General features: G+C 59.5%; 8 protein-coding genes. 4 read left to right on the top strand and 4 right to left on the bottom strand.

What is annotated here, in order from left to right; translation table 11 throughout:
- Positions 1 to 12 precede the first annotated feature (12 nt).
- The 4 genes from WH303_RS04635 to WH303_RS04650 all read left to right on the top strand — a co-directional run bounded on the left by WH303_RS04635 (position 13) and on the right by WH303_RS04650 (position 8719).
- Complete coding sequence (locus WH303_RS04635; protein ID WP_339517196.1) at positions 13 to 1053, top strand: siderophore ABC transporter substrate-binding protein; 1041 nt, start codon at positions 13 to 15, stop codon at positions 1051 to 1053.
- A 176-nt stretch (positions 1054 to 1229) separates the two neighbouring features.
- Positions 1230 to 3512 (top strand): TonB-dependent receptor, encoded by a 2283-nt coding sequence (locus WH303_RS04640; protein ID WP_339517197.1) that lies wholly within the window; start codon positions 1230 to 1232, stop codon positions 3510 to 3512.
- A 1361-nt stretch (positions 3513 to 4873) separates the two neighbouring features.
- Positions 4874 to 7138 (top strand): McrB family protein, encoded by a 2265-nt coding sequence (locus tag WH303_RS04645; RefSeq protein ID WP_339517198.1) that lies wholly within the window; start codon positions 4874 to 4876, stop codon positions 7136 to 7138.
- Positions 7139 to 7228: 90 nt separating this feature from the next.
- A complete protein-coding gene (locus tag WH303_RS04650; RefSeq protein WP_339517199.1) occupies positions 7229 to 8719 on the top strand; it encodes a DUF2357 domain-containing protein in 1491 nt (496 codons plus the stop codon).
- Between the two features lie 362 nt (positions 8720 to 9081).
- On the opposite strand, the gene WH303_RS04655 is transcribed toward WH303_RS04650, so the two are convergent.
- From WH303_RS04655 to WH303_RS04670, 4 genes are read right to left on the bottom strand one after another with little or no spacing between them, the layout of a single operon-like run.
- Positions 9082 to 10020: a ZIP family metal transporter gene (locus tag WH303_RS04655; RefSeq protein WP_445228068.1), complete on the bottom strand. Its 939-nt coding sequence runs from the start codon at positions 10018 to 10020 to the stop codon at positions 9082 to 9084.
- Positions 10021 to 10080: 60 nt separating this feature from the next.
- A complete protein-coding gene (locus WH303_RS04660; RefSeq protein WP_339517201.1) occupies positions 10081 to 10707 on the bottom strand; it encodes a superoxide dismutase in 627 nt (208 codons plus the stop codon).
- A 56-nt stretch (positions 10708 to 10763) separates the two neighbouring features.
- Positions 10764 to 11258, bottom strand: a complete 495-nt coding sequence (locus WH303_RS04665) for a hypothetical protein (protein WP_021028932.1) — start codon at positions 11256 to 11258, stop codon at positions 10764 to 10766.
- A complete protein-coding gene (locus tag WH303_RS04670; protein WP_423936475.1) occupies positions 11255 to 11740 on the bottom strand; it encodes a hypothetical protein in 486 nt (161 codons plus the stop codon). The genes WH303_RS04665 and WH303_RS04670 overlap by 4 nt, the downstream gene beginning before the upstream one ends.
- Between the last annotated feature and the right edge of the window lie 282 nt (positions 11741 to 12022).

Consider the following 12022-nt stretch of genomic DNA (forward strand, 5'->3'; position numbering starts at 1 on the left):
GAAACCTTTGCCATGCAACGCACCCGCATCTGCACTCACACCTGCGCCCGCACCTTTCTGCGGCCCCTGTCTACGGCCATCGCCGCAGCCGCCGCAGTCACCATCGCCCTGGCCCTGAGCGGCTGCGACCGCGCATCCACCTCGGCCGCTGATGCGCCATCGGCCAGCGCGGCAGCCAGCAGCCCGCCGGCCGCCGCGCCCATCACCGTGCAGCACCAACTGGGCAGCACCGTCATCACACGCACCCCGCAGCGGGTGGCTGCGCTGGAGATGAACGAGGCTGACTTTCTCGATCAGCTCGGTGTGCCGATTGCCGGCATGGTCAAGGACTATGTGCCGCACTTTCTGGCCAAGTACAAAGCCGATGCCGCGGTGCAAGACCTGGGCGCCATCGTGCAGCCCAACCTGGAGCGCGTGCATGCGCTCAAGCCCGACCTGATCCTGATCACGCCCCTGCAGGCCAACCACTACCAGGCGCTCAGCGAGATCGCGCCGACCCTCCACCTGGATGTGGATTTCAAGGACAGCCGTGCCAAGCACATTGCCGTCGTCAAGGAGCATCTGCTGACCCTGGGCCGCATCTTTGACAAGGAGGCGCTGGCCGCACAAAAGGTGGCCGCCTTGGATGCCAAGCTGGCGCAGGCGCGCCAGCGCATTGCCGGCAGCAACGACAAGGCCTTGATCGTCCTGCACAACAACGGCGCCTTCAGCTCCTTTGGCCCGCAGTCGCGCTACGGCTTTGTGTTCAGCGATCTGGGCGTCAAGCCCGCCAGCACCGATGCCGAGGGCAGCCTGCATGGCCAGCCCATCTCCAGCGAGTTCATCCAGCAGGCCAACCCCGACATCCTCTATGTGGTGGACCGCACTGCCGTGATGGAGCGCCACGCCGTGATGACCGCCGACCAACTGGCCAACCCCTTGCTGCGCGAGACCAAGGCCTGGAAGAGCGGCCGCGTCGTCTTTGTCGATGCCGACGCCTGGTACACCACCGGCGCCAGCCCCACCTCGCTCAGCCTGCTGATTGACGACGTGCTGCGCGGCTATCCAGGCTGATCGCCCGCCAGCCACCAGGCCCAGCTTCTCTTTTCCCCTCCCGTTGTAGCCAGGTTCCGACCCAGCCAAAAAACCTCCAGGCGCATTGCGCTGGGCACCGCCGTGCGCCAAGCACCGGCGCCCGCCTGCGCGCCACCCTTGCTTTTTCTGTATCCATAACACTTAAGGAACCAGGCATGTCTCAACGCCTTCAACCCAACCGCCCCGCCGCCAGCGCCTTGCGCCGCGCGGGCCCCGCCGCCCAGCATGCGGCCCCGTTTGCACTGCGCAGCAGCGCCATCGATGCGCTCTGCCCCCTCAGCCCCCAGGTGCTGCTGGGCCTGACGATTGGCGCCATGCTGGTCGCAGCGCCGCTGGCCAACGCGCAAACCAGCAGCGCAGCAGATCCTGCATCCGCAGGCGCTGACAACGCCGTCACCCTGGCGCCGATCACCGTACAAGAAAAGGCCGCCCAGGTCGCGGCGCCCTATGCCGGCGGCCAGGTCACCACCGGCGGCCGCGTGGGCCTGTTGGGCGACAAAGACTTTATGGAAACCCCGTTCAGCACCATCGGCTACACCGAGAAGTACATCGAAGACCGCCAGGCGCAGAACATCACCGATGTGATTGCCGCGACCGACCCAACGGTGTTCAGCAATGGCGTATCGGGTGCCTGGGCCGAGAACTATTCGATCCGGGGTTTCGCATCGAGCTCCACCGACATGACCTTTGGCGGCCTCTACGGCATGGCGCCGTACTACCGCACCTCGCCCGAGATGTTTGAGCGCATCGAAGTGCTCAAGGGCCCATCGGCGCTGCTCAACGGCATGCCGCCGGGCGGCTCGGTGGGCGGTGCCGTCAACCTGGTGCCCAAGCGCGCCGGCAACGATCCGCTGACCCGCTTTACCACCACCTACATGTCCGATGCGCAGTTGGGTGGCCACCTGGACATGGGCCGCCGCTTTGGCGACCGCCAGCAACTGGGCGTGCGCTTTAACGGCGTCTACCGCGATGGCGATGGCTCCATCAAAGACCAGCAGAAAAAAGTGCAGCTGGGATCGCTGGCGCTGGATTGGCGCGGCGACCGCGCCCGCCTCTCGGCCGACTTCTATGCCAGCGACGACCGGGTCAACGGCGTCAACCGGGGTATCAGCCTGTCGCCCGGTTTGCCTATCCCCAAGGCGCCCAAGGGCGATACCTTGCTGAACCCCGATTGGTCCACCGTGCGCACCAAGGACAAGGCCGCCATCCTGCGCGGCGAGTACGACCTGAACGACCAGGTCATGGCCTATGCCGCCTTTGGCATGAGCAAGACCGACTACCAGTACAACGGCGCGATGTCGGCCCTGGTGCTGAACAGCGCAGGCGACTTCCGCACAACGATGGGCCAGCTCGCCTTTGATGTGAAAAAGCAGTCGGGCGAGGTCGGTATCAAGGGCCGCAGCCAAACCGGCCCAGTCGGCCACCAGTGGGCCGTCAACGCCACCCACTACGCCCACAAGCAAAACGACTACGGCCGCCGCAGCGTGCCCGGCGCCGACTGGACCACCAATATCTACAACCCCGTATGGGGTCCGGCGGCCGACTTTGTCGCGCCCCACATCTCACACACCGAGGTGCGCCTGGCCAGCTATGGCGTGGCCGATACCTTGTCGATGGCGCAAGACCGCGTGCAGCTGACCCTGGGCGTGCGCCGGCAGCAGGTGATCAGCGATACCTACAACATCACCTCGGGCGCGCGCACCTCGCGCTATGACGAAAGCGCCACCTCGCCCGCCGCTGCGCTGCTGGTCAAGGCCAGCGACAACCTCTCGCTCTACGCCAACTACATCGAAGGCCTGAGCCAGGGCGCCACCGCACCCATGACCGCTGCCAACGCCGGCGAAGTGTTTGCCCCCTACAAGAGCAAGCAAAAGGAAATGGGCCTCAAGCTCGACCTGGGCGACTTCGCCCACACCGTCAGCCTGTTTGAGATCACCCGGCCCAGCAGCTATACCGACCCCGTCACCAACGTCTACTCGTTCGGCGGCGAGCAGCGCAACCGTGGCATTGAGTGGAGCTTCTTCGGCAACGCCATGCACGGCCTGCGCCTGATGGGCGGCGTGGCTTACACTGCGCCGAAGCTGACGCAAACCGCTGGCGGCGTCAACCAAGGCAAGCTCGCCACCGGCACCCCCAAGTGGCAAGGCAAACTGGGTGCGGAGTGGGATGTCCCCGGCGTGCAAGGCCTGGCCCTCAACGCCAACGCCACCGCTGTATCCCGCCAGTACATCAGCGCCGACAACAGCCTCTGGGCCGCCGGCCGCACCACCTATGACCTGGGCGCCCGCTACAGCACCAAGGTGGCCGACAAGCCTGTTACCTTGCGGGCGTCTGTCCTGAATGCCACCAACAAGGCTTACTGGGGCATGCCCCAGCTGTCCAGCCTGGCACTGGGCGCGCCGCGTACGTTTGCGCTGTCGGCGTCGGTGGATTTTTAAGTCGTAGTAGCTAGCCCGCTGCAGCGCTTGCCGCTGCGGTGGGCGTGGTGAGTAGGCCCAGATTGCTGCTGCCGTTGGCAGGGGTGATCTGGGCTTTTTTGTTGGGTTGAGTTGGGGCTGAGACGCGCAGATGCAGTCAACGCTAAGCACTGTGCAGACGCAAAAAACATGCCGTTGGCATGTGTGTAGACAGAGAAAAATCAGGGGGAGGGTGGACAGAAGGCCTGGTGGTGCTTGCTTGCCAACGGTCGGTGGCTAAGGGCAAAGGCGCTGTCGGAGAGAAGGTCGCTGCGCTGCAATGGCGCTATCGAAGCCGGTGTTCATCGCAAAAAAATGCGTGGCTAGTGTGAACCATTGGCTGGCAAAAACGACTTCCGGACAGTTCCGGTAAGTCGCCCCACGATGAACCTTGGAGTAGCCGCAATTGCTACGCCATGGGTGCAGTATACGCTCAATTGAGAATCATTCGCAAATAAGCTTTGGGGTTGTGGGGGATTGGGGTGTTGAGAGTCGGTGAGTCGTAAACCGCAATTCTTGGAGTTCGGGTTGGCGGAGGCCGGGAGCCATACAGGAGCGTGGACGATGTATTGCAACGGGTTTTGAGGGCTGGTTGGCAGTGCTCCTGCTTTGATAGCTTATCTAGGATGAGCTGCGCCATTCGCGATCCAACGGCTGAACGGCAGCAACCGTCCACATTGGTCGTTCAGCTGCGCATATTCGGAAAGTCCACTCCAACCTTCAGTACCCGTCATGCGGCTGCTTGGTCATCGACTTGTCGCATTGAACCGACTGCGTCTGCGTGCTCGGACAGGCTAATGTCGACACAAAATGGATATTCGTAGATATAGGTTTCCTATGACATGAAATTGAGACGAGCGGGTAGAGAGTCCTACTTTTTTCCCATTAACACCTTGTCCAAGTTGAACTAGCGCCCGCACCAGCACATACCAATAATATGGAAACATTTGACGGCTAACCTGTGCTTGATCGCATTCGGGAACGCTGCTGATCTGATTGCAACTGTGTTGAGAGACTGAAGGCTGTGACATCGAAGTCTTGCTTTTCGTTGAGCATGAACGTCGGCTACAGCACGATGCCGATGTACTTCATCCAGCGGGGTATGGAGGGGAGCAGTCGCTTCAGCGCTCGCCTCAGGTTCAGCCGGAGGCCTGCTTTTGGCCAATAGTGAATTGTTAGTTCCACGGAGCGTAGTCTAAATAGGGTGGCGGCTTCCCGCTGGAATTGACGGGTGCTCTGCCCGTCAGGATAGCGCTACGCTAAAACTCTATTTGTGCAAAAATGATCGGTTAATTTCTGACTGCAAGAGCGTCGAAACAACAAATTGCTAAAGAGGGATTGGTATGGCTGGGAAATTGGAAAACGACGTAACGCTGAAATTTCAACTAGATGCTGCTCAATCTGACGCTGCGGCCTCCAAAGGGGCCCAAGAATGGCTCCATCGACTCGCAGCCTTCCTAATAGAAGCTAAGACAGTTCTGCCCACCAAGCTGCAGGATGTCGACTACCTGAAAAAGTACTGGGACGATAACCCGGTTGCTGCTCTTGGCATGGGTTCAGTGAAGACCGCACCAGCGCTCACGGATCAGGGTTTTCGAGACTGGTTCGCTGAAGAGGTAATGAAACCTCTGCCTGCTGACCCAGTGGCAGCGGAAGCGCATCTGACAGAGTTCTACAACGGCTTGCACGACCGAACAAAAGCACTCTGTGACCGCACACCAATCCTGAAACTTAATCGAGTGCTCTGCTCGTTATATCCCGACCACTTCACGACTATTGCCGACCGGGGCAAGCTCCTTTACTTGCATAAAGAAATGGGGGGCCGAGGAAGCGATCACCCTGTAAGAGCGCACAAAGCCATTCGTACTCGCATTGATTTGGCGCTCGGACCAGTTGGACAGGACCCTCTTGAACCGGTGCGACGGCTTTGCTTGCCATGGGCGCTATACGAACGTATTTCTGAGGATGACTCTGATACGACTGCGGACCCAATCAATACAACGTCCACATTAAAACCTCTCCCCGCAACTATGAGACGCAAAGGTCTCACGCCCATAAAGGGCTCCTTCCAGACCTTGTTAGGGTTTCTCCCCGAGCTCAGCGAAGGAGTCTCAAGAGAAGAGTTTACGGACATCATTAGGCAGGCCAATCCCGAGCTCGCTGCGAGCAGCATCAGCACAAACATCAACGTAGTCTCCCGCGAGTTTGACCTTTGCAAGCGCGATGGAGACACATATCGTCTTAGCGCCCGCGGCATTAACCTTTTGCAAACACAGGACCCTGACGAACTCGCCGACCATCTGCTTACCAAGATTTTAGGCTTTGACCACGTATTAAAGGCACTGGAGAAGGCTCCTGAGACAAAGTCTAATTTGGTTTCCTTCCTTCAAGAAGTCTATCCAGGATGGATGTCCGGCTACATACCAACTTCACTTCTTGGCTGGTTAAGCAGCCTTGGTCTCATCGAGGTTGCTGACATCGCAAGCAAGAAACAGTTGCGCCTGACCGAGCGAGGGAAACATTGGGCCGAATTAGTCACATGGACTCCCGAAAGCATGCCCAAGCAGGCAGATACGGTGGCAGAGATCAAAGCAGAGGCGATGGAATTCGTAAAACCTCCGCCCTTCGCTGAACTGACAACCCGCCTCACGGAGCGCGTTGCCGGGAAATTGGTGCTTAATCCCTCATTGGTGCAGCAATTACATGCGGGCCTCTGGTTTCATCCAATTCGGCACTTCGCAGTGCTAACTGGCATCTCGGGCTCAGGCAAGACACAGCTCGCCCAAAACTACGCGATGGCGCTATGCACCAGCGAGAACCAGCATGATGACCAAGAGCGAGTCAGGGTCATCCCGGTTCAACCAGGTTGGTATGACCCAAGTCCACTCCTCGGCTACGTTAACCCGATTCAAGAATCGTCCTATCGAACCGCTCCATTTCTTGACCTGCTGCTGCGCGCCGCTGCCGACCCTGAGCGGCCCTACGTGGCCATACTGGACGAGATGAATCTATCTCACCCAGAACAATACTTGGCGCCAGTGCTATCAGCCATGGAGACTCATGGGTGGTTAGACCTCCACCAACTTGGAGAAGAAACCGTTCCTGTACCGAGGCGTGTGAAATACCCAGCTAATCTCGCAATCATCGGCACACTGAACATGGATGAGACTACCCACGGGTTATCTGACAAGGTTCTAGACCGAGCATTCACACTGGAGTTTTGGAACATTAGCGTTCAAGACTTCCCTGGTTGGGCATCTACATCACTGGCAGTGCCGTTGAAGGAAAAAACCCAAGCAGTTCTCACCGCCCTTGTTGAAGCGCTCTCGCCGGTTCGCCAACACTTTGGATGGCGGACTATTGACGACGTACTGAGTTACCTGACCTTTTACGCAAGCATTGCGCCAAATGACGCTGCAGCCCTCGACGACGTCATCTACGCCAAAGTCCTTCCGAAGCTGAGAGGCGAGACGTCGATGAAGTTTCAGCAGGCGTTGAAGGATGCTCACAAGTCCCTAGCAGACCACGGACTCACAAGATGCTGTGCCAAGGTCAAGAGCATGCAAGATGACCTCACCATCACCGGCTCCGCACGCTTCTGGCGATAAGACACGACTGCAATGCTTCGGATTCGTAATGCCAGAACCTCCTTAGCGGAGGCATGGATCGACCTTCATCCATCTGAGATCGGACGGGGGTTGAATGAAGACAACGACTACTTGCTGGACGCCGGCACGAAACCTGGGACGCGAATTTACGTAGACGATGTTGAACTCATCAAAGACCTGTCCGGGCTCCACAAGTGGCGTCCAAGCTTCTATGCTGGCCAGGTCGCCCTCGAAGTTGTCGCTCCCGGTGAGCGGGCCTGCTACTTTCTCGACGTGAGTCCCACCTCGTCAAAATCTGGCCAAGCAGCATATGAAGAGATGATTTCCGACATCAGAGCGTTTGACCAATCGCTTTTAAACGGGACTTCTTCAGCGTCCATGGAGTTTGGGCATAGCGGTAGAACCGGGCGCTACGAGCTGGACATACTGCTCTCGCGGTTGCGAGTCCATGGTCCGAAGTTCTTGAACACCGTAGAGTCAATTGCCAACTCTCCACATCGCGCACTGGCTGCAGAGGCTCGTCGTCTTCCGCTCTCTCGAGTCCGCCGATTACACCCGTCGTCTTTGCAGGATCGTAGATTGGCTTCACTTGCTTTAGGGTATGCACAAGCCATAGATGCAGTCGACTCTCTGCAGGTCAATAGTCAGACTTCAGCGCCCACCTTCGATACTCCCGCAAATCGAGCGCTACTAAGTCTTCTTCGCAGGTTTCGCGCAGCAGTGACGGCTATGCAGGACTGTGTCAGGGATCTCAAGCTCGGCAGCCCTCGTGAGGAGCAGATCCTTCGTATCGAGCGACGACTCGAAGACCTTCACAAACTCGAAATCCGTTCCCATACATTGCTGATAGGCACGCTCTTTTCAGAAGTCTCTAGCAGCGAGACGACCTCAGCCGGCCTCACGCAAATTGCAGCATTGCCAACGTACAGCCGGGCGTATCGCATCGGATGTCGAGCGCTGGACACGGGCATACAAGGGGACAACTCGGCCGATAAACTTCACATTCCGCCATCCTGGGGCATCTATGAGACTTGGTGCTTTATACAGGTGGTGCAGGCGGTAAGAGAAATCACTCAAAAGCAGGCAATAGAAGCGAATGCAATTACGGTAGCAGCTGAGCGGTGCATCTCGTTCTCGCTCGATAACGGCTCCTCACTCGAGGTTCTTTTTCAGGCAACGTTCCCTTCTCTCAAGCCCTCGAGCAAGCGACTCGGCTGGAGTCTCTCCAAAGAGCGACGACCGGACCTTATTCTTGTTTATCACTGCAAAGGCGAACGTCAGACATTCGTGCTCGACGCCAAATGGAGAAGTGGCCGGTCGAATGTGCTCGATGCAATGGAATCAGCGCACATTTATCACGACGCGCTACGTATGGACAATCGTGCCCCGACGTTCTCCCTGCTCCTCCTGCCAGGTGCTAGCGAAGTCCCCGAGTTTGAAGCAATCGAATTTATTCAGACCCATGCTATCGGAGCAGTCTACAACTTTCGCGTCGATGGAAAGGGTTCTTCGAGTTTGGCTGCTGATTTACGCGGGTGGCTAATCCAAGCCGATGCCGACGCAAATAAAAATTCAGATTAATGAATCTACTGATATATCGGTATAAGCTCATACTCACACTTCAGTATGCCTTCCACCCACTAAAGCTACAGCTTTCGCTTTTACGCAACCTGACCCAGTAAGGATTAGTGGACTGCAATCAACAAGCGAAAATTTAGCGGTCACTTGACGTGTCTTCACGGCCAGCAGCTGCGTCCAACCCGGAGCTTGTCACGGGCCCGGCTCTAACCTAGGCGCTCGGGTTACCTCTAAGAGGTAATAACTTAACTCACACGATCAGGTCATGAGCTGCAGCAACCGCGACAAAGCAGTCGTGTACCCTTAGTTTGTCAGCCGGAGAATAAACTGTTCGGGGCTTTAGCACATCCGAAACGTCCACCCCCTCACCCCAGCGCCGTATCCAACACCATCATCAAAACAAACCCCACCATCAACCCCGTAGTCGCAAAAAACTCATGCCCCTTGCGGTGTGATTCCGGAATGATCTCGTGGCTGATGACGAAGAGCATGGCGCCGGCGGCGAAGCCCAGGCCCCAGGGGAGGAGCAGGGCGGAGCTGCCGATGATGGCGGCGCCGGCGACGGCGCCCAGGGGTTCGACCAAGCCGGAGGCGATGCCCAGCAGGACGGAGAAGCCTCGGCTGTAGCCGACAGCGAGCAGCGCGGCGGCGACGACAAAGCCTTCGGGCACATCTTGGATGGAGATGCCGATAGCGAGCGCATTGGCGCGCATGCCTTCATTGCCCGCGTAGCCCACGCCAATGGCCAGGCCTTCTGGCAGGTTGTGCAGGATGATTGCAAACACAAAGAGCCAGGTGCGGCGCAGCTGCTGGGCGCTGGCGCCTTCCCGGCCTTTGATGAAATGTTCGTGGGGCAGCAGGCGGTCCATCACCAGGAGGGCCATGCCGCCCAGCAGGATGGAGGTGCCGACGACGCCGCCAGCAGCCCAGGCGCTGCCGCCAAAGATATTCGAGGCGCGTGCGGCATCCAGTGCGGGGATGACCAGCGAGAACGCGCAGGCGGCCAGCATCACGCCAGCGCCAAAGCCAAACAAGGTATCCCGTGTGCGCTCCGACGGGCGCTGGGCCAGCAGCACGGGCAGGGTGCCCAGCGCAGTGGCCAGGGCGGCCATGCAGCCGCCCAGCAGCGCATTGCGCACGGAGGGCTCGTTTTTGAGGCCATCCCAGATGAGCGCGCCGAGCGCAAATACCCCCAGACCACAGATCAGCAGACCGATGCGGGTTCGCAGCTTGAGCGCCGGTTTGGGCGCAGGGCTGGCGGTGCTGCGCGATGCGTCATCGCGCGGGTCGGGCTGGTTGTCCATTTCCATCGGTTGGTTGCCTGGGGTCATGTGCGTGCTCGCGTGCTCGAAAAAGGGAGTGGCTTACTTGCCCAGTGCTGCGGCGTACTTGCGGGCAACGGTGCCCCAGTCCACCACATTGTAAAAAGCGGCAATGTATTCAGGGCGGCGGTTCTGGTACTTCAGGTAGTAGGCGTGCTCCCACACATCCAGGCCCAGGATCGGGGTGTTGCCCGAGCCAATGCCCTTCATCAGTGGCGAGTCCTGGTTGGCGCTGCTCTCCACCGCCAGCTTGCCTTCAGGGGTCACGGTCAGCCAAGCCCAGCCGCTGCCAAAACGGCTCAGTGCGGCCTTGGTGAAGGCGTCCTTGAATGCGTCAAAACCACCCAGATCGGCATCGATGGCCTTGGCCACATCGCCTTGGGGCAGGCCGCCGCCGCTGGGCGACATCACTTCCCAGAACAGGCTGTGGTTGGCATGGCCGCCGCCGTTGTTGCGCACGGGCAGGCGCAGCTTCTCGGGCAGCGATTCCACCTGGGCCACCAGCGCTTCGATGGACAGGTTGGCAAACTCCGTGCCTTCAACCGCCGCATTGAGGTTGTTCACATAGGTCTGGTGGTGCTTGCTGTAATGGATCTCCATCGTCTGGGCGTCAATATTGGGCTCCAGGGCATCGTAGGCATAGGCCAGCTTGGGCAGGGTATAGGACATATCGTGTGTTAGTCGTTGAGTGGAGAACAGGGAGGTCAATGCCGGTGCGGCGGCTGTCAGTGCAGCAGCGTGCCCGGCGGCGGGTTGCCCGAAGGCATGGGAACGCTGTGGGCCTGCCGCTCCATCGCATCCTCGCGCTCGCGGGCGGCGCAGCGGTTGTGGTGCTCGGTCAAGGCGGCAAAGGTGTGGTGCAGGTGCTTGCAGGCGGCCGATCGCAGATCGGCGCTGGCATGGTCGTCACGCGTCAAGGCCAAGAGCTGGTGGTGGGCGCAGTTGATGCACTCGCCCGCCGATATTGGCTGGCTCAAGGTGTTGAAGCAGTCGGCCAAGTTCAGGTGCGCGACCACAAAGGCGGCCAGGCGGTCATCGGCGCAAACGCCGGCCGGTGCATCGTGGAACAGTTGGTGCGCCACGCGCAGCGCATGCTCATGCCAGGCCAGCGCCTGCTCGGGGCGGTTGTCGCGGCTGGCTTCCACGCCGGTCTGGGTCAGGCGCTCCCATTCGCGCAGCAGCAGCGGACCCGATACGGAGGACGGAAAACGCGAGCTCATGGCAGCTCCTTGGCGGGCACGCTGGCCGCCGTCATCACCCAGGCGTGCGAGGCCTTGGCGGTTTCTGTGGGGACAAAGGCCTGGGGGTCTTCCAGCAGGCAGGTGCTGCCCAGACGCTTGCACTGGTCATGCTCGCGCCAGTAGCCGCCGTGGCTGATGCAGCCGGTCTGGCAGATCACCAGGTTGGTGGCATGCTGGCCCAGCTCTTGCAGATAGGCATCAGGCGGGGGCGGGGGCACGGCGGCCACTTCCATCGTCGCGGCCGGGTCCACACAGCGGCGCACGGCCGTGACGGCCGCGCGGTTGGCGATGGCCGACAGGTGCACCAGGCGGTCCTCGCGCTCCCAGATGAGGGCGCTGTCGCGCATGATGACCTGGGCCCGCAGCTGGGTGACCTGGGCGCGCAGCGCCTCGACTTCCGCGCGCAGTGCATCGACCTGGGCCGTGCAGCGCGCTTGCAGTGCAGCATAGTGGCGCAGCATCACACCGTGCTCCTGCACCAACGGATGGATGTCACTGTCTGGGTTTGGCACGGTTGGCTCGCCTCCACGGGATAAACGGAAAACACTTTGCTCGGCATCAAGGCAGCGTCAAATAAAAACATAATAAATGAGAATCGTTTCTATTCGCAAACTCATTTGTATATGGCCTGCCTGCAAGCAGTGGAATAGTGCTATCGGCTGCGCGAGCCTGACGGCCAGAAGGGGACATGGCGGCAAAGTTAAAATAGCTGTATAAAAATACAGATAAGCTATCACTCACCC

Source organism: Comamonas sp. MYb69, from assembly GCF_037479315.1.
Taxonomy (GTDB): Bacteria; Pseudomonadota; Gammaproteobacteria; order Burkholderiales; family Burkholderiaceae_C; genus Comamonas.

Bases quoted from the DNA above. Each gene is read 5' to 3' on its own strand.
- WH303_RS04645 (WP_339517198.1), top strand. From the start codon at position 4,874: ATGGCTGGGAAATTGGAAAACGACGTAACGCTGAAATTTCAACTAGAT.
- WH303_RS04640 (WP_339517197.1), top strand. From the start codon at position 1,230: ATGTCTCAACGCCTTCAACCCAACCGCCCCGCCGCCAGCGCCTTGCGC.
- WH303_RS04660 (WP_339517201.1), bottom strand. From the start codon at position 10,707: ATGTCCTATACCCTGCCCAAGCTGGCCTATGCCTACGATGCCCTGGAG.
- WH303_RS04670 (WP_423936475.1), bottom strand. From the start codon at position 11,740: ATGCTGCGCCACTATGCTGCACTGCAAGCGCGCTGCACGGCCCAGGTC.
- WH303_RS04655 (WP_445228068.1), bottom strand. From the start codon at position 10,020: ATGGACAACCAGCCCGACCCGCGCGATGACGCATCGCGCAGCACCGCC.
- WH303_RS04635 (WP_339517196.1), top strand. From the start codon at position 13: ATGCAACGCACCCGCATCTGCACTCACACCTGCGCCCGCACCTTTCTG.
- WH303_RS04665 (WP_021028932.1), bottom strand. From the start codon at position 11,258: ATGAGCTCGCGTTTTCCGTCCTCCGTATCGGGTCCGCTGCTGCTGCGC.